Origin of the sequence: Corynebacterium sp. HMSC055A01, from assembly GCF_001809405.1 — a bacterium.
Taxonomy (GTDB): domain Bacteria; phylum Actinomycetota; class Actinomycetes; order Mycobacteriales; family Mycobacteriaceae; genus Corynebacterium; species Corynebacterium hesseae.
The window spans coordinates 26,072-49,339 of the sequence record NZ_KV797588.1 but is presented as its reverse complement, the minus strand read 5'-3'; the positions used below and the strand labels follow the sequence as shown (position 1 = coordinate 49,339).

At 62.8% G+C, this 23,268-nt stretch carries 19 protein-coding genes; 10 read left to right on the top strand and 9 right to left on the bottom strand.

The features are described from left to right. Nucleotides 1-3 precede the first annotated feature (3 nt). Nucleotides 4-735, top strand: a complete 732-nt coding sequence (locus tag HMPREF2604_RS08590; RefSeq protein ID WP_070563874.1) for an RDD family protein — start codon at nucleotides 4-6, stop codon at nucleotides 733-735. On the opposite strand, the gene HMPREF2604_RS08585 is transcribed toward HMPREF2604_RS08590, so the two are convergent. Further along, nucleotides 710-1,930, bottom strand: coding sequence for a D-alanyl-D-alanine carboxypeptidase family protein (locus HMPREF2604_RS08585; protein WP_070563877.1), 1,221 nt, complete (start codon nucleotides 1,928-1,930; stop codon nucleotides 710-712). The genes HMPREF2604_RS08590 and HMPREF2604_RS08585 overlap by 26 nt on opposite strands. A gap of 39 nt (nucleotides 1,931-1,969) precedes the next feature. Between HMPREF2604_RS08585 and HMPREF2604_RS08580 the strand changes: the two genes are divergently transcribed. After that, entirely contained in the window at nucleotides 1,970-2,854 is an 885-nt protein-coding gene (locus tag HMPREF2604_RS08580) for an amidohydrolase family protein (RefSeq protein ID WP_083299224.1), read from the top strand. 3 nt (nucleotides 2,855-2,857) lie between these two features. On the opposite strand, the gene HMPREF2604_RS08575 is transcribed toward HMPREF2604_RS08580, so the two are convergent. The 3 genes from HMPREF2604_RS08575 to HMPREF2604_RS08565 are packed head-to-tail and all read right to left on the bottom strand — an operon-like array spanning nucleotide 2,858 to nucleotide 5,255. After that, on the bottom strand, nucleotides 2,858-4,096 hold the full coding sequence (locus HMPREF2604_RS08575; protein ID WP_070530645.1) for a hypothetical protein: 1,239 nt from the start codon (nucleotides 4,094-4,096) through the stop codon (nucleotides 2,858-2,860). 11 nt (nucleotides 4,097-4,107) lie between these two features. Then, nucleotides 4,108-4,971 carry a C40 family peptidase gene (locus tag HMPREF2604_RS08570; RefSeq protein ID WP_070563883.1) on the bottom strand — a complete coding sequence of 288 codons (864 nt, stop codon included), beginning with the start codon at nucleotides 4,969-4,971 and terminating at the stop codon, nucleotides 4,108-4,110. Next, nucleotides 4,971-5,255, bottom strand: coding sequence for a hypothetical protein (locus HMPREF2604_RS08565; protein ID WP_070563886.1), 285 nt, complete (start codon nucleotides 5,253-5,255; stop codon nucleotides 4,971-4,973). The genes HMPREF2604_RS08570 and HMPREF2604_RS08565 overlap by 1 nt, the downstream gene beginning before the upstream one ends. 61 nt (nucleotides 5,256-5,316) lie before the next feature. Here HMPREF2604_RS08565 and upp point away from each other — a divergent pair, with 61 nt between their 5' ends. The 3 genes from upp to HMPREF2604_RS08550 all read left to right on the top strand — a co-directional run bounded on the left by upp (nucleotide 5,317) and on the right by HMPREF2604_RS08550 (nucleotide 8,737). Further along, on the top strand, nucleotides 5,317-5,952 hold the full coding sequence (upp, locus tag HMPREF2604_RS08560) for a uracil phosphoribosyltransferase (RefSeq protein WP_070530640.1): 636 nt from the start codon (nucleotides 5,317-5,319) through the stop codon (nucleotides 5,950-5,952). A gap of 106 nt (nucleotides 5,953-6,058) precedes the next feature. After that, nucleotides 6,059-7,240: a M20 family metallopeptidase gene (locus HMPREF2604_RS08555; protein WP_070563889.1), complete on the top strand. Its 1,182-nt coding sequence runs from the start codon at nucleotides 6,059-6,061 to the stop codon at nucleotides 7,238-7,240. A gap of 72 nt (nucleotides 7,241-7,312) precedes the next feature. Then, nucleotides 7,313-8,737: an NAD(P)H-quinone dehydrogenase gene (locus HMPREF2604_RS08550; protein ID WP_070530636.1), complete on the top strand. Its 1,425-nt coding sequence runs from the start codon at nucleotides 7,313-7,315 to the stop codon at nucleotides 8,735-8,737. A 35-nt stretch (nucleotides 8,738-8,772) separates the two neighbouring features. On the opposite strand, the gene HMPREF2604_RS13690 is transcribed toward HMPREF2604_RS08550, so the two are convergent. Both HMPREF2604_RS13690 and HMPREF2604_RS08545 read right to left on the bottom strand, forming a co-directional pair. After that, nucleotides 8,773-8,850, bottom strand: a complete 78-nt coding sequence (locus tag HMPREF2604_RS13690) for an Ltp family lipoprotein (RefSeq protein WP_083299228.1) — start codon at nucleotides 8,848-8,850, stop codon at nucleotides 8,773-8,775. A 134-nt stretch (nucleotides 8,851-8,984) separates the two neighbouring features. After that, nucleotides 8,985-10,292, bottom strand: coding sequence for a short-chain fatty acyl-CoA regulator family protein (locus HMPREF2604_RS08545; RefSeq protein ID WP_070530634.1), 1,308 nt, complete (start codon nucleotides 10,290-10,292; stop codon nucleotides 8,985-8,987). A gap of 166 nt (nucleotides 10,293-10,458) precedes the next feature. Between HMPREF2604_RS08545 and prpD the strand changes: the two genes are divergently transcribed. The 4 genes from prpD to HMPREF2604_RS08525 all read left to right on the top strand — a co-directional run bounded on the left by prpD (nucleotide 10,459) and on the right by HMPREF2604_RS08525 (nucleotide 17,745). Continuing rightward, nucleotides 10,459-11,970, top strand: coding sequence for a 2-methylcitrate dehydratase PrpD (prpD, locus tag HMPREF2604_RS08540; RefSeq protein WP_070563892.1), 1,512 nt, complete (start codon nucleotides 10,459-10,461; stop codon nucleotides 11,968-11,970). Beyond that, on the top strand, nucleotides 11,971-12,903 hold the full coding sequence (prpB, locus tag HMPREF2604_RS08535) for a methylisocitrate lyase (RefSeq protein WP_070563895.1): 933 nt from the start codon (nucleotides 11,971-11,973) through the stop codon (nucleotides 12,901-12,903). It begins immediately after the preceding gene. A 51-nt stretch (nucleotides 12,904-12,954) separates the two neighbouring features. Next, entirely contained in the window at nucleotides 12,955-14,103 is a 1,149-nt protein-coding gene (locus HMPREF2604_RS08530; protein ID WP_070530628.1) for a bifunctional 2-methylcitrate synthase/citrate synthase, read from the top strand. 210 nt (nucleotides 14,104-14,313) lie between these two features. Next, nucleotides 14,314-17,745, top strand: coding sequence for a pyruvate carboxylase (locus HMPREF2604_RS08525; RefSeq protein ID WP_070563898.1), 3,432 nt, complete (start codon nucleotides 14,314-14,316; stop codon nucleotides 17,743-17,745). Between the two features lie 473 nt (nucleotides 17,746-18,218). On the opposite strand, the gene HMPREF2604_RS08520 is transcribed toward HMPREF2604_RS08525, so the two are convergent. The 3 genes from HMPREF2604_RS08520 to HMPREF2604_RS08510 all read right to left on the bottom strand — a co-directional run bounded on the left by HMPREF2604_RS08520 (nucleotide 18,219) and on the right by HMPREF2604_RS08510 (nucleotide 21,803). Next, nucleotides 18,219-18,776, bottom strand: a complete 558-nt coding sequence (locus HMPREF2604_RS08520; RefSeq protein ID WP_070563901.1) for a GNAT family N-acetyltransferase — start codon at nucleotides 18,774-18,776, stop codon at nucleotides 18,219-18,221. 252 nt (nucleotides 18,777-19,028) lie between these two features. Continuing rightward, the gene (locus tag HMPREF2604_RS08515) at nucleotides 19,029-20,801 is read right to left on the bottom strand and encodes an ATP-binding protein (RefSeq protein ID WP_070564914.1); all 1,773 of its coding nucleotides are present in this window, start codon (nucleotides 20,799-20,801) and stop codon (nucleotides 19,029-19,031) included. A 141-nt stretch (nucleotides 20,802-20,942) separates the two neighbouring features. Then, entirely contained in the window at nucleotides 20,943-21,803 is an 861-nt protein-coding gene (locus HMPREF2604_RS08510) for a sulfurtransferase (RefSeq protein ID WP_070564911.1), read from the bottom strand. Nucleotides 21,804-22,092: 289 nt separating this feature from the next. On the opposite strand from HMPREF2604_RS08510, the gene HMPREF2604_RS08505 reads away from it, so the two are divergent. Then, complete coding sequence (locus HMPREF2604_RS08505) at nucleotides 22,093-23,151, top strand: Cj0069 family protein (protein WP_070564907.1); 1,059 nt, start codon at nucleotides 22,093-22,095, stop codon at nucleotides 23,149-23,151. Nucleotides 23,152-23,268: the final 117 nt, after the last annotated feature.

The window sequence follows — 23,268 nt, the reverse complement described above, 5'->3', positions numbered from 1 at the left end:
CCGATGCTTCCAGTATCTTTCGCTCCGAACCTGTATGAACACTTCACCCTGGATTCGCGCGCGACCTCACGCGAACTCGGCGTGCAGCTGGCGGCTGCCGACGCCCGCCTCGAAGGCCTCGGCTACCTCCCCGAGGATGCGGAGCGCGAGGAGCTCGCCGTTGCCGCCCGCATCCTCTGCGAGCCTTCTACCCGGGCAAGCTATGACCAAAAGGTAGAATCAGGCGCCCGGCTTACTTGGGCGCAACTGGAGGACTACGCGAATACCGGCCGCTGGGACGAAAGCCACCACGCTCCCGCGCCCGCGCACGACGCCCCGCGTGCAACCCCCGGCACCCGCGTGCTTTTGGCCGTCATCGACTACGTCATTGCGGCGATCGGTGTGTCCCTCCTCGTAAGTCTCGGGGTGTACAACTCCGCTTTCAATGAGGTCTGGCTCACCAGCATCTCGGGCATCATCACGGTGGCCTATTACATCTGCTTCGAGGTCCTCGTAGGAGCAACGCCGGCGAAGCTGATAGCTGGATACACGGTGCGCGATGTCACCACCCGCGAGAAGCTCACCTGGCAGCAGAGCATTAAGCGCAACTGGTGGCGCGTGGCCTCCCTCGTGCCGCTTGTCGGCCCGCTCATTGCCTTCTTCGGAGCCCTCTACGTGGTGACCACGATTGGCCCGAAGAACGCGCTTCGCGGCCAGCACGACATCATGGCTAACGCCGAAGTAGTGAAAAAGTAGCCACCGCCACCACGAGGAGGGTGACGAGGCCCGCCACCAGCCACCCGATCCAGCCCTGCGAGTCCGCGAAGGACGACGCCGTCGCCGGGGCCTCAGCGGTGGCGGTGGCAGAAGGCGTGGTGGGCGCTGTGCTGGGCTCCTGCGACTCCGAAGGCTCATGCCTCCCAGCCGCGAAATCATCGAGCTGCCCCACGCCGTCGCCGGGCTGGACGTCGGAGGCTTCGTCGAGAAGCATCTGCGCCTGCTCCCACGCGCGGAAACCATGCTCAACGGTCGTATCGAGGAGAACCGCCTGGAGGCGGCGCCCATCGCGGTTGATCGCACCGACGAAAGTGTGGTGCGCGTCCTCGGTATAGCCGGTCTTGCCGCCGATACCATCCGGATCATTGAGGAAGAGCCCGTTATCGTTCCACAGCTCATAACCGGGCATGTCACCCCAGCCGGGAAACTCCACGTGCTCAGTATCGACGATGCGCGCGAAGGTGTCGTTGGCAAAAGCCGCGCGGTAAATCAGCGAGATATCCGCCGCGGACGTCGACATACCCGCCGCGTCCAGCCCGGAGTAGCTGGCCGCCACCGTCGAGCGCGTGCCAATCTCCTTCGCCTTCGCGTTGACCTTCTCCAGCGCCTCCTCATCCCCGCCTATGGCCTGCGCGAGAGCGTGTGCGGCATCGTTGCCGGAAGCCATGAGCAAACCCTGGAGAAGCTGCTCCACGGTATAGACCCCATCCGGGCCGAGGCCGACGGCGGAGCCTTCGACGGAGGCGTCGTCAAGCGTGGCGGTGATGCGTTGGTCCAAGGGAAGCTCCTCGATGACCACGAGCGCTAACAGTGCTTTGATGATGGAGGCCGGGCGGTAGCGCCCGTTGGGGTCCTTCATGGCGATGATCTCGCCCGTGTCCACGTCACTGACCATCCACGCCGAGGCCACGACGTCCTTATTGACCCGAAAACCCGACGGCGCGGTGACACCGCACGCAGCGCCCTCAACCGCGGGCAGGGGAGTGGGCGCTGCCTGGCCGGGAGCCAACCGCTCCGAGGTGGTCGTCGGCTCCTCAGGCACGAGGGAATGCGGGCACAAGTCAGTATCCGGCGCAGTGGTGCGCGTGGGCGATGATGACTCTTCCTCTTCTGCAAACGCCGGCGGCGTGGCGGCCAGAGCGATGACGGTGAGGAGCGCGGGGACATGTTTCATAGCGTGCTTAATCCTAGACCCCGTCCTAGGATGAACCTCATGCATGACGCACCTCTGATTAGCCCCGAAAACAAAGATTCCGGCGCCGAGATTTTCGCTCGTCTGCCCAAAGTGACGCTGTTGGCGCCGCTGCCCACGGTTGCATCCACCCCGGACGAGCTCCGCGCGGCCACGCACGCTGCTGTGCAGGCGCTTGCCGACGACCACGTGGTCTACGCCGAGCTCCGCCTGCGCCCCAGTGCTTTCCCCTTCGGCGCCGCCGAGGCGCTGGCTGCGGCGCAAGAGGGTCTTGATGTTCCCGGTATTGATGCGCGGATCATCGTGGAGGGCGCGGCCGACAATGTGGATGCCGGCGAGGCTGTTGCCGGTGCAGCGCTGACTGAGCTGTCCGCAGCGGAGAAGCTGCGTGAAAATTTCATTCCCTGGGAGCGGGACGTGGCTTCGTACGAGGATGCCGTGGCAGCCGTGCACGCCGGTGCGACGCGTTTGGTCCACGCAACGGATCTCATCGATGATTTCGGTGCCGACCTTGACGGCGTTCGCCCGGGCAAGGCCTCTGCGTGGGTGCGGGATCGCCGCATCGCGCTGACCTTCGCGCCGCTAGAGGAATTGCCCGCAGAGGAGCTGGTCGATCACCCTCTGCCGCTGCTGCAGCAGCTCGGCTTTACCTGCACGGTGGCGGGCGAGAAGCTCAGCGATGTCTTCCTCGCCCTGAGCGAGACCTTCGGCTATGGCCTCGAGGAGTTCTTCGACCTCACCATCAAGGCCATTGAGAATTCCTTTGCTAGCGAAGAAGACCGCCAGCGCCTCATCGAGCAGGAGATCCTGCCCGCCTATGAGGAACTGGCGGATCCGGAATTCGCGGAAGACGCTTCAGAAATGAGCGATTCCGATGCGGAAGAAGACAGCGAGTCTTCCAAGTAGAAGCTAGAAGCGGGAGAAACGCTTCGTCAGCATTTCCTCCAGGCCCTTCCAGGACTCCGCGTGCTCGGTGTAGGGCTTGGAGGGGACGTAGCCCGCGTGCTCGGTGGAGCCGAGCATGTAGCCCAGGTAGTCCTGGAAGCGCGGGTTCTGCAGCATATAAGAGTTGATGGAGTCATCCCCGGCCCAGTCGGCAGCGTCGGCACAGACCTCGTAGCAGCGGCTCATCTGATCCGTATCGACTGCCTCCGGACCCTTTTCAATGTCGCGCACGATGCCATTGAAGGTGTACTGGTTATCCGGGTGGACGGTGACCTCGAGCTCGCCCGCGTTCGCCGCGGCAACGACCTCCTCCCAGGTGGAAACCTTTGCTAGGTCATGGTCGTCGTTCTCCATGATCCAGCGCACGAGCACCTTGGAGCTGGGGAAGGTAAAGATCTCGCCCCACTTGCCCAGGAACACCGGCTTGCCGTTGAGGTAGGTGCGCAGGGTGTAGACCGTCCGCTGGTTGGCGGTGATCTTAATCGGGTCGATGCCTGCGGCTGCCCACGGGGAATTGTCGTAGGGATCGGCGGATTTCGCTGCCGCCTCGCGCTCTTCTTCGGCCTTCTTGCGTGCTTCTTCCGCGGCTTCGCTGGCGGCAGAGATGCGGGTAGCGGCATCCGCGGTTGCCTCCTGGCTGAAATCGGAGGAAGGGATGACCTTGACTACCTTGTCGAGGTCCTCGATGACCTCACGCCAGTTGCTATGAATAACGCGGCCTACGCCGGACCATTCGCCCATGCCTTGGTCACCGGCATAGTGATCGGCTCCGCGGGCGGGGTTGCGCAAAATGGAATGCGAAGCGAAGAAAATCACGGTGTGCTCCGCGGCCCCGACCTCTGCCAGCGCGTGTGCAATTTCTAGGCAGCGTGCGACGGTGGACACGTTCTCGTGGCTGGGGCGGCCAGCCAAGTGCTTTGGCATGCCGATGAGGTCGTATACGTGCTTCTTCTCCGGAACGACGCGGTCCGCCGCCTGGGAATTGAAGGCCTCCCACTTTGGGTGATCGAGCAGGTCGTGCTTCGAGCCGGATTCGAGGAAGCACAGCATCTCGGCTTCGGTGTTAAAGAGCAAGACGGACTCGTCATCACCGAGGAAGGCCTGCCACTCGGAACCATTCTGGCGCCACTTCGGCGCCCAGAGGGTATAAAAATCACCCTCAGAAAGGGAGAGCTGGATGGGTACAATCGCGCGGGTGTTCATGGGCAAACAGTCTACCCTGTAGGCCTCCAGAACCCTTTGAAAGCCATCCCCATGTTGTTAGTACGCAGCGGATTGGTTTGCACAGGGCTGCCCGCTTCCACCATTTGTCCGCCGCCGGAGTACATGGCCACGTGACCATCCCACACGATGAGGTCACCGGGCTGCAGTTCGTCTGCGCTTACCTGACGGCCCACGGTCTGGCTTTCTGCGGTGCGCGGCAGCTCCACCCCCGCTTGGCGCCAAGCCCATTGCGTCAACCCAGAGCAATCAAAGCTGCCATTGCCGGTACCGCCCCACCCATAGGGAGTCCCCACCTGGGACAAGGCGGCCTGTGTCGCTGCCTGCCCTTGCGTGGTTCCTTCGCTTGCGGTGGAGGACGCGGTGAGTGCGTGGCGCACCACGCCTTCCTCCTGCGGGCCGCGCACCGAGGGGCGAACAGCACGCTGGCCAATGGGGATGAGGGGAGCTGCTGCTTGCAGGAGCTCCCCAGCCAGCTGCTTGACGCGAAGCATCGCTTTGCCAACGTATTCCATGGCCAGGGCTTGCAATGCTGAACGCGCCGCAGCCTGTGTTGCAGGATTTGGGATAAGCAACCCGAGAGCGATAGGTAGTCCGCGCTGGAGAAGCTCGAAGCCCAGACCGATGAGGTCCCTGACTGTCGCCGCGATGAGCCCGCGGGCAGTATCCAGAGCTGAGCGGGCGGTGGAGAGATCCTCAGTGGCTTGGCGTGCAGTGTCTAACAACGCCCGTGGATCCCCATGCGCAATTTCCGCTAGCGGCCCTGCAGCAGTGAGATCGGGCACAGTGGGCAGGGAGACGTCGGGAAGCTGCGCCGGCTGAATCCGGGCAATGTGGGCGAGTGCTGACTCCAACATCACAGACCCCCGCACGCGTTCGCGAGAGCACCATCGGCGTCTTCCGCTTCGCGGGCCATGCGGAAGCTGGAGTCCGCCACGGCACCGGCATCCGCCCTGACCTGGGTAAGGCGGGCAGCAAGGTTCTCCATGGCGGTGTTAAAGGTTCCAGTGAAACCGCCCAGAACGGTATCGACCGGTAGCTCAGGAGGGGGAGTGGAGGAGGCCTGGGAGATGGCGGCAAGCTCATGCGCCAGCCTACGGGTGTGTTCGGTGTCGATATTAAACGTGTGGAAGCTAGTCATGGCTTATTAGACTGTGCTGCCCGCTGATCGGTTCCCGGCCGATTCTTATACAGTGAAGGGCATGGATATCCACGTAGTAGACCACCCCCTCGCCGCCTCCCGGCTCACACTCATGCGCGATGCCCGCAGCGATAATGCCGCCTTCCGTGCAGCTCTGCGGGATCTTGGCACCATGCTTGTCTATGAGGCAGCGCGCGACCTGCCCGTCGAGCATTTTGATTGCGTTACTCCCGTTGCCACGGCGGAGGGCACCCGCCTGCAGGACCCGCCAATTATCGTGCCCATCATCCGTGCTGGACTGGGCATGATTGACCCGGCGCTGTCGATGATCCCTGATGCCCAAGTTGGCTTCATTGGCATGGCGCGCGATGAAGAAACCCATGAGCCGGTGCCTTACCTGGAGGCCCTGCCGGAGGATCTCAGCGGGCGTAGCGTCTTTGTCGTCGATCCGATGCTCGCCACGGGCGGTTCCCTCCTGCATTCCCTGAAACTCCTCGCGGACCGCGGCGCCACCGATATCACCGCGATCTGCATGGTGTCCGCGCAGCCGGGCGTCGATGCGCTGGCCAACTCGGGGCTGCCGGTTCGCTTGGTTACCGCGGCGATTGATCCGGCCCTCAACGAGGACGCCTACATCGTGCCGGGGCTTGGCGACGCCGGCGACCGCCTCTACGGTCCCCGCAATATCGACCTGTAGCGAAGGTAGACCGCTTAGTATATCCGGCGTGTGACCTGCCCGGCTAACTGAACCGCATGGTCTAGTTGTAGACTCTTCCCAACAGGACACCACGGAGGAGGAAGCAGTGATCTCGGACTACGTCAGTGAGTGGTTCAGCAACCACCGCGCGGAGGTCATCGCGTGGCGCCGCCATATTCACCGCCACCCGGAGACCTCCAATAAGGAAGTGGAAACCACGCGCTTCCTGTCTCGCACCCTGCGTGAGTACGGTCTGGAGCCGCAGCTTTTCCCCGAAACCGGCCTCATGGTGGACATCGGGCCCGATACGGAACTTGGGCGCCTGGCCTTCCGCGCCGACATCGACGCGCTCCCGGTCACGGAGGTCACGGGCCTTGAGTACACCTCCGAGGTCCCCGGCGTCATGCATGCCTGCGGGCATGACATGCACACCACCATTGCACTAGCCACGGCCTGTGCCTTGGCGGATCTCAACCGTGAGCACCCGCTGGACTTCGGCGTTCGCGTCATCTTCCAACCTGCCGAAGAGGTTTGGGTAGGCGGCGCCACCGACGTCATCGAGTGGGGTGCGCTCGAAGGCGTGAACTCCATCTTTGCCGTCCACGTCGAGCCGAAGCTGCGCGTCGGGCGCATTGGCGTCCGCGCCGGGGCGATCACCTCCGCGACTGACGTCGTGGAAATCAACGTCTCCGGCCCGGGTGGGCACACGTCGCGCCCGCACTTGTCGGCGGACGTCGTCTATGCGTTGGGCAAGCTGCTGACGGACCTGCCGGGTTTGCTCTCGCGCCGCGTCGATCCACGCACCGGCACCGTCTTGGTCTTTGGTCAGGTGAATTCCGGCTATGCACCGAACGCGATTCCCGAGACCGGCTCGGTGTCTGGCACCATGCGCACGGCGGATATCGGGATCTGGCGCGAGATGCAAACGCTGTTCTCTGAGCTTGTGGAGCAGGTCCTGGCGCCCCTGGGCGTGGAACATGAGCTGGTCTATCACCGTGGGGTTCCGCCGGTGCTGAACGACGACGTCTCCACCGCCCTCCTCGCCAGCGCTGCCCAGGCCATCGACCCGCAAGCCGTGGTCCAAGCGCCGCAGTCCTCGGGCGGCGAGGACTTCTCCTGGTACTTGGAGAAGGTCCCCGGTTCCATGGCCCGCCTGGGTTGTTGGTCCGGCGAAGGCGAGCAGCACGATCTGCATATGGGTGATTTGGCCCCCGATGAGAGGGCTATCGGCGTGGGCGTCAAACTCTTCGGCTCCGTGGCGGAACAGTTTGCCAACGTGGAGGATTAGTTTTCTAACTACTACACTGTGACAAGGATTTCCCAGAGTTCTTATAGGCAGATTTTTAAAAAAGGAGCGACAGTGTCACAGGAAGCCCCCCGCATCGTAATTATCGGCGGCGGCCCCGCAGGCTACGAGGCTGCGACTGCCGGCGCCAAGTACGGCGCGCACATTACGTTGGTTGAGGAACAGGGCCCCGGTGGCTCCTCCGTTCTTTTGGACTGCGTCCCGTCGAAGTCCTTTATTGCCGGCGCCAACATTCGCACCGACTTCCGCCGCGCGGATGATATGGGCCTGAACCACCAGCTCGGCTCGCTGAAGCTGAGCCTGGAGGCGCTTAACGGCCGCGTGCAGGCGCTGGCCGGCAACCAGTCCCGCGACGTGCGCGCGGGCCTGGAGAAGATCGGCGTCAAGGTCATCGATGGCCGCGCCGCATTCTCCGAGGACCAGCACGGCGTGAAGGGTGCCGCGCACAAGGTTGATGTCACCCACACTGATGGCACCACCGAGACCCTCGACGCGGACCTGGTCCTCGTTGCCACCGGTGCCACCCCGCGCATCTTGCCGGGCGCTCAGCCGGACGGCGAGCGCATCCTGACCTGGCAGCAGGTTTATGACCTCAAGGAGGAGCCGGAGCACCTCATCGTCGTCGGCTCCGGCGTGACCGGTGCCGAGTTCGTTTCCGCCTTCGCGGAGATGGGTGTGCGCGTGACCATGGTGGCTTCTCGCGACCGCATTCTGCCGCATGATGACGCCGATGCTGCCGACGTCCTCGAGACCGTCCTGGCTGAGCGCGGCGTGGAGCTGGAAAAGAACTGCCGCGTCGAAACGGTCTCCCGCACCGAGGACGGAAACGTCGTGGTGAAGACCCAGGACGGCCGCGAGATCCACGGCTCCCACGTCATCATGTCCATCGGTTCCATCCCGAATACGAAGAACCTGGGCCTCGAGCACGTTGGCGTGGCTACCACGAAGTCCGGTCACATCGAGGTTGACCGCGTTTCCCGCACCAACGTTGCCGGCATCTACGCCGCGGGTGACTGCTCCGACCTCTTCCCACTGGCCTCCGTTGCCGCGATGCAGGGGCGTATCGCCATGTACCACTCCCTGGGTGAGGGTGTATCCCCGCTGCGCTTGAAGACGGTCGCCACCGCCGTGTTTACCCGCCCGGAGATCGCTGCCGTGGGCTTTACCCAGGCGGAGATTGAGGCGGGCGAGGTCGCCGCGCGCACCATCACGATGCCGCTGAACACCAACCCGCGCGCCAAGATGCGCTCTCTCCAGCACGGTTTTGTCAAGCTCTTCTGCCGCGCGACCTCCGGCCGCGTAATCGGCGGCGTCATCGTCGCCCCGACCGCTTCCGAGCTCATCCTGCCCATCGCCGTGGCGGTAACCAACCAGCTCACCGTGAACCAGCTGGCGGATTCCTTCGCGGTCTACCCGTCGCTGTCCGGCACCATCACCGAGGCAGCCCGCCGCCTCGTTGCCCACGACGACCTCGAGTAGGCAGGCTCCAGCTCCGCTTTAGCTTCGGCTCGGTTTTATAAGCCCAGTGTGCTCACCGCATGCTGGGCTTCTTCCATGGTGAACCGCTCGCCGTAGTCGCTGGTGAGCTGCATAGGGGTTGGACATGAGAGAACTTCCTGCGTAGGTGAGAGACGAGAGCTCGGCGTGGTGCCGAACGAGTCCTATCTTGGCAAGCGGCCTGGACATTGCCGCAGGAAATTCGAGAACGTGGGCGAATTGTAGAAAACTACGAGGTCGCGTAAGCCGAAACCGGAGTGGCATTGAGGTCGAGGCTGACGGAGCGCCCCGCCTGTGGGAAGGCGCGCTGCGGACAGGCCGGGCGTGGGCAGGCGGCGCAACCGGGGCCGATGGGGGTTGCCTCGGAAGGGGAGAGGTTGAGCGCATCGGCGTAAACCACGCGATCCGCCTGCGCGATATCGCAGCCCAGCCCCACGACGAATTCCTTGCGCGGCGTACCCCAGGCCTGGGCTTGGCCTTGGACGAAGCGCGCGATCCACAGATAGGTGTGGTCATCGGGCATCGAGGCCACCTGGCGCGTGATGCGGTTTGGCGTTTCAAAAGCGCGGTGGACCACCCACAACGGGCACGAGCCGCCGCTGCGCGCAAAGTGGAAGGCAGTGGAGGACTGGCGCTTGGAAATGTTGCCTGCGCGGTCGGTCCGGATGAAGGAGAAAGGGACACCTTGGTGGTGGGGCCGCTGAAGCGTCGACAAGCGCTGCGCGGTGGTCTCGAAACCAGTGCCAAAGGATGCCGCGATCACATCAATGTCGTAGCGCGTCTCCTCCGCGGTGGTGAGGAGCTGCGTATAGGGCATGGTGACGGCCGCCGCGAAGTATTGGGCCAGACCATAGGTGCCGATGGAGCGGGCTTCGGCGCTGGGTAGCTCGGCCACGAGTTCCGCGCAGTGCTCTGGATAGGCCAGAAGACAGTACTGGAGTGCCATCTCGAAGACGAGCTGGGCTTCAGTGAGTCCTGCGCGCAGGTGTAGCTCGCGGTCGTGGAAGGTCCGTCGGCGCGGTGAGGCCGAGGAGAATCGTGTCGTAACGCCGAACTCGTCCTGCAGGACTGAGGCCAAGCGCCCACGGCGCAGGACGCGGTCACCGAGGGAATCGGACAGTTCCTCGGCGGCGACGTCCAGGCTGTGAATGTAGTTGTGGGCGTCGTAGAAGAAGTCGCGGACCGCTTCGAAAGGGCCGGTTTCCGCGGGGGTGTGTGCGGCGGCGGCGACAAGCCTGGGGAGTAGCTCGGGGAAGCGTCCGCTTAAGTCAGTGAGTGTGGTGTCGGAGGCCTCGGGGAAGAGCTGGCGCAGCTCGGCGAGCGCGCGCAGGTCGCGATCCCCCGCGAAGTAGGTGGCGTCAACGCCAAAGCGTTGCGTCAGCTGCATGAGGACGGTGACGGTGAGGGGGCGCTGGTCATTCTCCAACTGGTTGAGGTAGCTGGTGGACATCCCCAGTTGTTGTGCCATGGCCGCTTGGGTGAGTTTGCGTTCTTTACGTAGTGCGTGGATTCTTGCCCCCGCGTAGTGCTTGCTCATTGTGTACGTCCTCCCAAAAAGCCGCCCCAACAGGTAATTACACAAGGTTTGCAAACAACGCAAAACCCTGCAACAGATAAACACAGTTTACACATGTGGCAGGCCACACGGGCGGGGGATAGTGTGATGGCTATCGCAGCCGTTGTTGTCTAGGAGGAAAACCCCGTTGATTAACCACGAAGTACGTACCCACAAGTCCGCTGAGAACTTCCCCATCGAAGAGCACCTGGCGTACAAGATTGCCAAGGTCGCAGCAGATCCCGTTGAGGTTCCGGCCGAGACCACCGAGATGATCATCAATCGCATCATCGATAACGCCTCCGTGGCCGTGGCCTCTGCCACCCGCCGCCCGGTGACCTCCGCCCGAGTCATCGCTCAGGCCCACCCGGCTCAAAAAGGCGGAGCCACCATCTTTGGTGTTGACGGCACCTACTCCGCCGAGTGGGCAGCCCTGGCCAATGGCACTGCCGTGCGCGAGCTGGACTACCACGACACCTTCCTCGCCGCCGAATACTCCCACCCGGGCGATAACATCCCGCCAATCCTGGCCGTGGCACAGCACAAGGGGCTGACCGGCAAGGAGCTCATCCGCGGTATCGCCACCGGCTACGAAATCCAGGTCAACCTGGTCAAGGGCATTTGCCTTCACGAGTGGAAGATCGACCACGTGGCGCACCTCGGCCCCTCCGTCGCCGCGGGCATCGGCACCATGCTCGGCCTCGACGTCGACACCATCTACCAGGCCATCGGCCAGGCGCTACACACCACCACCGCCACCCGCCAGTCCCGCAAGGGCCTCATCTCCTCCTGGAAGGCCTATGCACCGGCGTTTGCCGGCAAGATGGGCATCGAAGCAGTAGACCGCTCCATGCGCGGCGAGGGTGCCCCGGCCCCGATTTGGGAAGGCGAGGACGGCTTCATCGCCTGGATGCTCCACTCTCCGGAGCGCACCTACACCGTCCCTCTCCCGGCTGAGGGCGAGGAAAAGCGCGCCATCCTGGACACCTACACCAAGGAGCACTCCGCGGAGTACCAGGCACAGGCCCCGATTGACATGGCCTTTGCCCTCAAGAAGACCTTGGCTGAGAAGGGCCTGAAGGTGGAGGACATCGAGTCCATCGTCCTGCACACCTCGCACCACACCCACTACGTCATCGGCACCGGCGCCAACGACCCGCAGAAGATGGACCCGAACGCCTCCCGTGAGACTCTGGATCACTCCATCATGTACATCTTCGCCGTGGCCCTGCAGGACGGCGAGTGGGACTACGAGACCTCCTACTCCGACGAGCGCAAGCACCGCCAGGACACCATCGACCTGTGGCACAAGATTTCCACCGTCGAGGACCCCGAGTGGACCCGCCGCTACCACTCCAACGACCTGGAGGAGAAGGCCTTCGGCGGCAAGGCTGTCATTACCTTCAAGGACGGCACCGTGATTGAGGATGAGCGCGCGGTGGCCGACGCCCACCCGCTCGGCGCCCGCCCCTTCGGCCGCGAGGAGTACATCAACAAGTTCAAGAAGCTCGCCGCCGGCAAGGTATCGGAGGAGGAACAGGAGCGCTTCCTCGCTGCCGCCCAGAACCTGGAAAACCTCACCGACCTGAGCGAGCTCAACGTTCGCCTCACCGACGAGGCTATCGCCACCGCACCCGAGACCCCGAAGGGACTGTTCTAAATGGCTGGCCTATTTGGCTCTACTACCAGCAATGCAGACAAGCGCAAGAGCTTCCGCGAGGCGCTGAACGCACCGGGAATTACCACGCTGCCGGGCGCCTTCAACCCGTTGACCGCGCGGCTCATCCAGGACATCGGCGGCTTCGGCGGCGTCTATGTCTCCGGCGCGGTGCTGGCTAATGATTTGGGTCTGCCGGACATTGGTCTCACCACCCTCACTGAGGTGGCGCAGCGCGCCGGGCACATTGCCCGCGCCACGGACCTGCCTGTGCTTGTCGACGCCGACACGGGCTTCGGCGAGCCCATGTCCGCCGCCCGTACGGTTGCCGCGCTGGAGGACGCCGGCCTGGCCGGCTGCCACCTGGAAGACCAGGTCAACCCGAAGCGCTGCGGTCACCTCGATGGCAAGGAAGTGGTGCCGACGGACCTTATGGTTCGCCGCATCACCGCCGCGGTCAACGAGCGCCGCGATGAGAACTTCATCATTTGTGCGCGCACCGATGCCGCCGGCATCCACGGCATCGATGAGGCCATCGAGCGCGCCAAGGCCTACGCCGACGCCGGCGCGGACCTCATCTTCACTGAGGCCCTGTACTCGCCGGAGGACTTTGAAAAGTTCCGCGCCGCCGTGGACACCCCGCTGCTGGCCAACATGACGGAGTTCGGCAAGACCGAGCTGCTGTCCGCCAAGCGCATCGAGGAGCTGGGCTATAACGCCGTCATCTGGCCGGTATCCACCCTGCGCGTGGCCATGGGCGCTACCGAAGAATTCCTCCGCGACATGCAGGAAACCGGCCTGCAATCCGAGGAATGGCTCGACCGCATGCAGCACCGCTCCCGCCTGTATGAGCTGGTGCGCTACGACGAGTACAACGCCTTCGACCAGAGCGTGTTCACCTACTCCAAGGACAGCTACAAGCCCACCTTCGACTAGGGCACACGGCCTGAAACTCACACTAGAACCCAATAAAAAGGAGAAAACACCATGTCTGAAACCCCAGAAATCCGCAAGGGCCTGTACGGCGTCGTCGTCGATGAGACCGCCGTGTCCAAGGTTGTCCCGGAGACCAACTCCCTGACCTACCGCGGCTACCCGGTCCAGGAGCTGGCACGCTACTGCTCCTTCGAGGAGGTTGCTTACCTGCTGTGGAACGGCGAGCTGCCGTCCCAGGATGAACTGGTCCGTTTCTCCGCTCGTGAGAAGGCGCTGCGCCACCTGGACCGCCACCTCATTGACCTGATCACCTCCATGCCGAAGTCTTGCCACCCGATGGACGTTCTGCGCACCGCAGTCTCCTTCATTGGTTCCCAGGATCCGGAGGAGTACACCAAGGATTCCGAGCACATCCGCCGCACCGCGCTGGAGCTCATGGCGAAGCTGCCGACCATCGTCGCCCTCGATATCCGCCGTCGCCGCGGTGAGGGCTACATCGAGCCTTCCCGCAAGAAGGGCTTTGCGGAGAACTTCCTGTGGATGGTCTTCGGTGAGGAGGAGGGCTCGCCGGCCCTGTCGCGCTCCGATATTGAGGCCTTTGATAAGTCCCTCATCCTCTACGCTGAGCACTCCTTCAACGCCTCCACCTTCGCTGCCCGCGTGGTGACCTCCACGATGTCGGATACCTACTCCGCCGTCACCGCCGCCATCGGCGCCCTCAAGGGCCCGCTACACGGTGGTGCTAACGAGGCCGTGATGAAGAACTTCCTGGAGGTCGGTGACCCGGCCAAGGCAGAGGAGTGGACGCTCAACAAGCTCAAGAACAAGGAGCTCGTCATGGGCTTCGGTCACCGCGTGTACAAGAACGGTGACTCCCGTGTTCCGACCATGGAGGCTGCCTTCCGCGAGCTGGCCAAGGACCACGGCCAGGAGCAGTGGGTGGAGATGTACGAGAAGATGGCCAAGACCATGTACGAGAACACCTCCATCAAGATCCAGCCGAACCTGGACTTCCCGGCTGGCCCCGCGTACCACATCCTTGGTTTCGACATTGAGTTCTTCACCCCGATCTTCGTGATGGCCCGCATCACCGGCTGGACCGCACACATCGTGGAGCAGAACGAGAACAACTCCCTCATCCGCCCGCTGTCTGCCTACAACGGCAAGGAGCAGCGCTCCGTTCCGCCGAAGCAGATCTAGAAAAGCAAAGTTCGCTAATGCAGCATTAGCTAACGGAGAACATAAAACCAGCGCACGAACGATTCTCTTCGTGCGCTGGTTTTAATTCTTTGTCCGAGTCCCCTGCGGCGCGTGAATTTCTGTTGTTTGGTATACCGATTTCCGCCCGCATTGTCGCCTCGGACACTATCCTTAAGTTCGTATTGTGCTTATCTGAAAGGATCACTCCCAGTGTCTGATACTGCTCACAAGTCCTTCTCTAAGATCTTGGTGGCCAACCGCGGTGAGATTGCCGTGCGCGCCTTCCGCGCTGCCTTTGAGGTCGGCTCCAAGACCGTTGCAATTTATCCAAAGGAAGACCGCAACTCCTTCCACCGCGCTTTTGCCAATGAGGCAGTGCGCATCGGTACCGAGGGCCAGCCGGTCAAGGCATACCTCGACATCGATGAGGTCATTCGCGCCGCCAAGAAGTCCGGCGCAGATGCCATTTACCCTGGTTACGGCTTCCTATCGGAGCGTGCCGATTTGGCGCGTGCCTGCCGTGACAACGGCATTAAGTTCATTGGTCCGACCCCGGAGACCTTGGACCTGACCGGTGATAAGGCCGCCGCGGTAGCCGCTGCCCAGGAGGCGGGGCTGCCGACTCTGAAGGACTCGAAGCCCTCGACGGACGTCGACAAGCTGGCGGAATACGCCAAGGACTTTAATTTCCCCGTCTTCGTGAAGGCAGTGGCCGGCGGTGGCGGCCGCGGTATGCGCTTCATCGAGAACGAGGCGGAGCTCAAGACCAAGTGTGCTGAGGCCTCCCGCGAAGCTGAGGCAGCCTTCGGCGATGGCAACGTTTACCTCGAGACCGCGGTGATTCGTCCGCAGCACATCGAGGTGCAGATTCTGGCTGACTCCCACGGCAACGTCTTGCACCTGTTTGAGCGTGACTGCTCCGTGCAGCGCCGTCACCAGAAGGTCGTCGAGATCGCCCCGGCACCCACGCTGGACCCAGAGCTGCGTGACCGCATCTGTGCGGACGCCGTGAAGTTCTGCGAGCACATCAACTACGAAGGCGCCGGCACCGTCGAGTTCCTCGTCGATGAGAAGGGTAACCACGTCTTCATCGAGATGAACCCCCGCGTGCAGGTGGAACACACCGTGACCGAGGAGGTCACTGGCGTGGACATCGTGAAGTCCCAGATGCAGATTGCGGCGGGCTTCTCCCTCGAGGAGTTGGGCCTCAAGCAGGAGGACATCCACATCACCGGCGCGGCGCTCCAGTGCCGCATCACCACCGAGGATCCCTCCAATGGCTTCCGCCCGGATACCGGCACGCTGACCCAGTACCGCTCGCCGGGCGGCGCAGGCGTGCGTCTCGACGGCGCAACGGCCGTCGGCGCTGAGGTCTCCCCGAACTTCGACTCCCTGCTGGTGAAGATGACCTGCCGTGGAGTCAACTTTGAGCAGGCCGTGGCACGTGCGCAGCGCGCGCTCAACGAGTTCACGGTGGCCGGCGTGGCCACCAACATCGGCTTCCTGCGCGCACTGCTGCGCGAGCCGGACTTCGTCAACACCCGCGTGGACACCAGCTTCATTCCGGAGCACCCGGACCTGCTCAAGGCCCCACCGGCCGTGGATGAGTCTGGCCGCATCATCGACTACATCGCTGATGTGACCGTCAACAAGCCGAACGGCGAGCGCCCGACCACCCTGCGCCCCTTCGACAAGCTGCCGGATCTGGACTTTAACTCTGAGCTGCCGCGCGGTTCCCGCGATGAACTGTTGGAGCTGGGCCCGAAAAAGTGGGCGGAGAAGATCCGCAAGCAGGACGCTCTTGCCGTCACTGATACCACCTTCCGTGACGCCCACCAGTCCCTGCTGGCCACCCGCGTGCGCGGTACCGCGTTGGTCACCGCCGCTGAAGCCGTCGCCCGCATGACCCCGGAGCTGTACTCGGTGGAGGCATGGGGCGGTGCGACCTACGACGTCGCCATGCGCTTCCTCAAGGAAGACCCGTGGGTGCGCCTGGATCTGCTGCGTGAGGCCATGCCGAACCAGAACATCCAGATGCTGCTGCGCGGCCGCAACACCGTGGGCTACTCGCCGTACTCCAACGATGTGTGCACCGGTTTCGTGCAGGAGGCCGCCAAGTCTGGTGTGGATGTCTTCCGCATCTTCGACGCGCTGAACGACGTCACCCAGATGCGCCCGGCTATCGACGCCGTCCTGGAGACCAACACCACCGTGGCTGAGGTCGCTATGGCCTACTCTGGCGACATGTGCTCCCCGGATGAGAAGCTCTACACGCTGGACTACTACCTCAAGCTGGCCGAGGAGATTGTCAACACCGGCGCTCACGTCCTGGCTATCAAGGACATGGCGGGCCTGCTGCGTCCGGAGTCCGCATCGAAGCTGGTTATGGCTCTGCGCAAGGAGTTCGACCTGCCGGTTCACGTGCACACGCACGACACCGCTGGCGGTCAGTTGGCCACCTACTACGCGGCAGCGCTTTCTGGTGCCGACATCGTCGACGGTGCTTCCGCGCCGCTGGCGGGCACTACCTCCCAGCCTTCGCTGTCCGCCATCATCGCGGCATTCTCGAACTCCTCTCGTGATACCGGCATCTCCCTCAAGGCCGTCTCCGACCTTGAGCCGTACTGGGAGGCCGTCCGCCAGCTCTACCAGCCCTTCGAGAAGGGTATTCCTGGACCGACCGGCCGCGTCTACCGCCACGAGATTCCAGGTGGCCAGCTGTCCAACCTTCGCGCGCAGGCTACCGCTCTGGGCTTGGAGGATCGCTTCGAGATCATCGAGGACACCTACGCTGCGGTGAATGAGATGCTCGGCCGCCCGACCAAGGTGACCCCGTCCTCCAAGGTGGTCGGTGACCTCGCCCTGCACCTTGTGGGCGCTGGCGTAGACCCGGTTGACTTTGAGGCGAACCCCACCAAGTACGACATCCCGGATTCCGTCATCGCCTTCCTGCGCGGTGAGCTCGGTACGCCTCCGGGTGGTTGGCCGCCGCTGCGCGATAAGGTCCTGGAGGGCCGCGCGCCTGGCGACGTCACCGTCAAGCCCGTGCCGGAGGATGAGAAGAAGCACCTGGCTTCGGATGATTCCACCGAGCGCCGCGCTTCCCTCAACCGCCTGCTCTTCCCGAAGCAGTTCGAGGAGTTCAACGAGTTCCGCCGCACCTACGGCAACACCGAGGCGCTGACGGACACGGTCTTCTTCTACGGTCTGGAAGAAGGTAAGGACTACATTGTTCACCACTTCCCGGAGGGCTCCAACGACCGCGCGGACCTCAAGCCCGTCACCTTGCGTCTTGACGCAATGGGTGAGCCGGACGAGAAGGGCATCCGCAACGTCGTGCTCAACGTCAACGGCCAGATCCGCCCGCTCAAGGTGCGCGACAACAACGTCGAGTCCACCGTCGCCACCGTGGAGAAGGCCGATCCGTCCAACGAGGGCCACGTGGCCGCACCGTTCGCCGGCGTGGTGAACCCGACCGCCAAGCCTGGCGACGAGGTCAAGGCCGGCGACCAGATCGCCGTCATCGAGGCCATGAAGATGGAAGCCTCTATTTCCGCCACCAAGGATGGCACCATCGAGCGCGTCGCCATTGGCGCCGCCACCAAGGTGGAGGGCGGCGACCTCATCGCCGTTATCAACTAAAAGTCGACTTAGGTCATGGATGGGTGAGCAGCGTCATTCTTGGCGCTGCTCACCGGTGGTTTTCGGCGGTGGGGTGGGATTTTTCCGCACTGCATTGGCCTAAGTCAGGAGGGCGTGCCTCGTAAAAGGCATCTGGCAGAAGGCATCTTTGGGTCCAAGAACGCCATCTGCAATGAGTAAAAGGCGTTTTTAGCCGTGAAAACGCCTTTTGGCAGATGTCTCCAGCATGTCGATGGAGGCATGCAGATGCTGTGCGTTGCGAGGGGTGCGAAGAAGGTAATCCGTTTCGCGAAGATACGTGCAGCGTTCTACGGAAACGGTCGTTGTCACCCGACTTGGGTCATGGGTGGGTGAGCAACGTCGCTCTTGGCGCTGTCGTCGGCGCGCCGCCGAAGGCGTCGAGTATAGTCGACACTTTTACAAGAAACCGAGGAAGTGTCGAGTATAGTCGACACCTTTTGTCGGTTTGCGTACTAGAAGCGCTTGAGCATCACGTGAGCATCCGGGCGGCCGGGCACGTCGATGTCGACGAAGCCTTCGGATTCATACAGCTTGCGGGCGCCGGTATTCTCCGGCTCAATCCACAGCGATACGGCGGGAGCCTGCTGCGCCTCGGCGAGGTCGCAGGCGTTGCGCAGGAGGCGTCGCCCAGCGCCTAAGCCCCTGTAGCGGGACTCCACAGCAATGAAGAGCTCGGGGATCTCCTCCGGGTCGAGGTCGGTGGCCCACTGGGACTCATCAAAAGGATCGGCCTCGGGGTTGCCGGCGTAGGCGGCACCCTTCGCTTCAGTGGTGTAGTAGCGCAGCCACGCACCACCGACGGGGACGCGGTGGCTGGAGACTGCGATGACGCCGCCGTCGACATGGGGCGACCATTCGTCAACGTACAGTCCTACGTCAGGGGTGTGGAAATCCCCGATATGGGCGTCCTCGTCACCGAGGACATCGGCGAGGAAAAGGAGACGGGAGAGGTAGGTACGGTCGTGCTCCTTGGCCAACCGTACACCGAACTCAGAATCGTTAACGCTCATGCCTTTCGAGGCTACTTGATCTCTGAATCTAGCTACTCACTGAGTGGTTCGAGTGGAGTTGGTGGCGCTATCCTGATGCGCCACTGTTGCATCCCCTCAGAGCGACAAGTCAGCACCCCGGTAAGTTGTACTCAGCGAGTCAGTGACCCGGAGCAGAGCTCCACCGGGGTATCACGTACAAAGAGTATGTAACGTTGCTGACTGAAGCAAGGTTATTGCAGTGCTCCCAGGCCGTAAGGAAGCATCGGCAAATTACTTGATCTCCAGAATCGGCTCGCCCTTGTTGATCTGCGTGCCGGTGGACACCTTGAGGTCGGTCACGGTGCCGGATTTGTGGGCCTTGACAGGGTTTTCCATCTTCATGGCCTCGAGGACGACGACGACCTCGCCCTCTTCGACTTCCTGACCTTCTTCGACGGCGACCTTGATGACGCTGCCCTGCATCGGTGCGGTCACGGCGTCACCGGACACGTTGGCTGCTGCGCCTTTACCGCGGCGCTTCTTCGACTTCTTGCGCTTGTTGCCGCCACCCAAGAGCAAGTTGCCCGGCAGGGCAACCTCGATGCGGCGGCCGCCAACCTCGACGACGAACTTCTGGGGTGCTTCCTGGTCCTCATCCTCAGGTGCTTCGGCGGTGTCGGTGTATTCGGGCAGCTCGTTGACCCACTCTTCCTCGATCCACTTGGTGTAGACCGTGAAGTTGCCGTCCTCGGCGGTGAAGGCAGGATCGGTGAGGATTGCCTGGTGGAAGGGGATAACCGTGGGCAGGCCTTCGATGCGGTACTCGGACAGCGCGCGGCGTGCGCACGCGATGGCGGTCTCGCGGTCCGGGCCCCAGACGATGAGCTTGGCCAGCATGGAATCGAACTGTCCGCCGATGACGGAACCTTCGCGCACGCCGGAATCCATACGCACGCCCGGGCCGGAAGGCTCGGAGTAGGAGACGATGGTTCCAGGAGCCGGCATGAAGCCCGCAGCGGCGTCCTCGCCGTTGATGCGGAACTCGAAGGCGTGGCCGTGCGGGGTCGGGTCCTCGGCGATGGAAAGCTCGCGGCCCTCGGCGATGCGGAACTGCTCGCGAACGAGGTCGTAGCCGGTGGTTTCTTCGGTAACGGGGTGCTCCACCTGGAGGCGCGTGTTGACCTCGAGGAAGGAGATGAGTCCATCCGCACCTACGAGGTACTCCACCGTACCAGCGCCGTAGTATCCGGCCTCGCGGCAGATGCGCTTGGCGGATTCATGGATGGAGGCGCGCTGCTCATCGGTGAGGAAGGGGGCAGGGGCCTCTTCGACGAGCTTCTGGAAGCGGCGCTGTAAGGAGCAGTCGCGGGTGCCCATGACGACGACGTTGCCGTGCTGGTCAGCCAGGACCTGCGCCTCGACGTGGCGGGCCTTATCCAGGTAGCGCTCAACGAAGCACTCGCCGCGGCCGAAGGCTGCGGTGGCCTCGCGGGTGGCGGACTCGTAGAGGTCCTTGATCTCCTCGCGGGTGTGAGCGACCTTCATGCCGCGGCCACCGCCGCCGAAGGCAGCCTTGATGGCAACGGGCAGGCCGTGCTCGTCGGCGAAGGCCTCGACCTCTTCGGCGCTGGCGACGGGATCCTTGGTACCCGGTGCCATGGGCGCGTCGGCACGCTCGGCAATGTGGCGGGCGGTGACCTTGTCACCCAAGTCCGCAATCGATTGCGGCGAGGGGCCGATCCAGATCAGGCCGGCGTCGATGACGGCCTGGGCAAAGTCGGCGTTCTCGGAGAGGAAGCCATAGCCGGGGTGGATAGCGTCGGCGCCGGATTTGGAGGCGGCGTCGAGAATCTTGTTGATATCGAGGTAAGACTCAGCGGAGTTTTGGCCGCCGAGTGCGAAGGCTTCGTCGGCAAGCGTGACGAATGGGGCGTCAGCATCGGGCTCGGCATAAACCGCTACGGATGCGATGCCGGCATCGCGAGCCGCACGGATGACGCGGACCGCAATCTCACCGCGGTTGGCCACGAGGACCTTGGTGATGTTCTTGGTTTCAACTGCCACGGCAGGAACCCTCCTCCAATTTTTCTGATAGGACTGCGTACTATTCTTGCACACCAAAACATGAGGATACCGTCACGTCTTGGTTTCGTGTCAAAAAATAAACCCGCACCAGCGAGGATGCGGGCTTATTTCGGCGTGTTGCTAGCGCTCAACGGGCATGCGAACCATGTTGCCCCACTCTGCCCACGAGCCATCGTAGACGCGCGGGGTGTCGAAGCCGAGCAGGTACTTCAGCACAAACCAGGTGTGCGCGGCCTGAGCGCCGACATGCGAGTAAAGGACGGTTTCCGTTGCGGGCTCTAGCTCACCATAGTTGACCTTGAGCTCGCTGAGTGTACGGAAGCAGCCGTTGGGGTAGACCGCGCGATCCCATTCCAAGTTGATGGCCCCGGGAATATGGCCGTGCGTCAAGGTGGTGCCGTAGGCAGACTCGCCGGTTCCGTTCTTGAAGGCGGCTTCGCCGCAGAACTCGTCTGGGCTGCGGGTGTCGACAACGGTGGCGGTGGATCCGCGCAGCTCATCGACGAAGATGCGAGAGGATTCTTCGCGGGAAACCTCCGGATAAGAGGAAACGGATGGTTCGGGAACCATGAAGGAAGTATCGCGTTCTTCGGACATCCAGGCGTCCCTGCCGCCGTCGAGAAGCCGCACGTCTTCGTGGCCGTACAGTTCAAAGATCCACAGGGCGAACGCGGCCCACCAGTTGGACTTGTCTCCGTACAGGATGACGGTGTCATCGCGCTCGACGCCCTTCGAGCGAAGGAGGGCGGTGAAGTCTTCGGCGCTGATGATGTCCCTCGTTGTGCTATCGAGCAGTTCCGTCTGGACGTTGATACGGATAGCGGTGGGGATGTGGCCGATATCGTAGAGGAGTGAATCCTCATCGACCTCGATCACGTGGAGGCCGTTAATGCCCAGTCGCGCGGATAGCCACGGTGCGGACACGAGACGCTCGGGGTGCGCGTATTCCTGGAAAGGGGGATTCGGGTCGAATTCGGCCACGGTCCACCTGCCTTTCTCGTTAAGGGGGAACGTTCGCTTCAACTCTAGCGTGCTTGGCCGAAAAGTGGTCACGGGGGAGAGCCTTTTGTGGTGTTGGATACATTTCTTGGGCGGGTTGTGCCGCTTCGCACTTACTGGTTATAACAAGTATGCAGGTCAGGGGCTGAAAAGTGCGCTAATCTCGCTTTTTAACCTTCTGTTGGGCCGATTTTGTAGGGGAGCGCGCGGGCCAAACCTGGGTTATTTTAAGTAGTGACACTCATCAACCCCCTAGCGAAAGGGAATTACTGTGCACAAGGCAATCGTCGTCTTCGAGGTTGAGGGCGGATCAGACAAGCAGATCAACGGACACCGTAAGGACACCATGCCAATCGTCGACTGCATCAAGGATGCAGGCTGGCATGCAGAGGTCGTGTTCTACCGCCCTGAGTGGTCCGAGAAGCTCTTCGAGTATGTATCCGAGAATTTTGATGCCTACATCTCCCGCGTGAACCCGGGCAACATCCCGGGCGGTGAAAAGGGCTACTTTGACCTGCTCTCCAAGCTGTCCGACGCTGGTTTGGTCGGCATGTCCACCCCGTACGAGATGATGGCCTACGGCGCTAAGGATGCCCTGGTCAAGCTCAACGACACCGACCTGGTCCCGTCCGATACCGCCGCCTACTACGACGTCGAGTCCTTCCACAACACCTTCCCGACCTCCCTGTCCTACGGCGAGCGCGTGCTTAAGCAGAACCGTGGCTCCACCGGCTCCGGCATCTGGCGCGTGCGCCTTGCCGACGAGAAGCTGGCCGAGTCCGTCGAGCCGGGCACGGCTCTGTCGCTCGACACCAAGATCAAGTGCACCGAGGCTGTGGACAACCACTCCGAGGAGCGCGAGCTGGGCGAGTTCATGGACTTCTGCGATCAGTACATCGTGGGTGACAACGGCATGCTCGTGGACATGCGCTTCATGCCGCGCATCGTTGAGGGTGAGATTCGTATTCTTCTCGTGGGCCCGGACCCGGTCTTCGTGGTGCACAAGAAGCCGGCCGAGGGCGGCGATGCCTTCTCCGCCACCCTGTTCTCCGGCGCCAAGTACACCTACCAAAAGCCGGAGGAGTGGCAGGAGCTCGTCGATATGTTCGCTGACGTTCGCCCGGTCATCGCAGAGAAGCTCGGCGGTGACAACATCCCGCTGATCTGGACCGCGGACTTCATGCTGGCTGACGGCGAAAACGGCGAAGATACTTACGTCCTTGGTGAGATCAACTGCTCCTGCGTGGGCTTCACCTCTGAGCTGGACATGGGCATTCAGGAGAAGGTGGCTGCTGAGGCCATCAAGCGCGTGGAGGCCAAGCACGCTTAAGCGATTTATTTCGCACTAATCCTGTTGAGTTTCCCCTGCCGTGGCGGGGGGAACTGTCGTTTTCTGGGGTGCATTTGCCTAACTCGCGCTGCCGGTGAGCAAGATCTCAGGTACGTT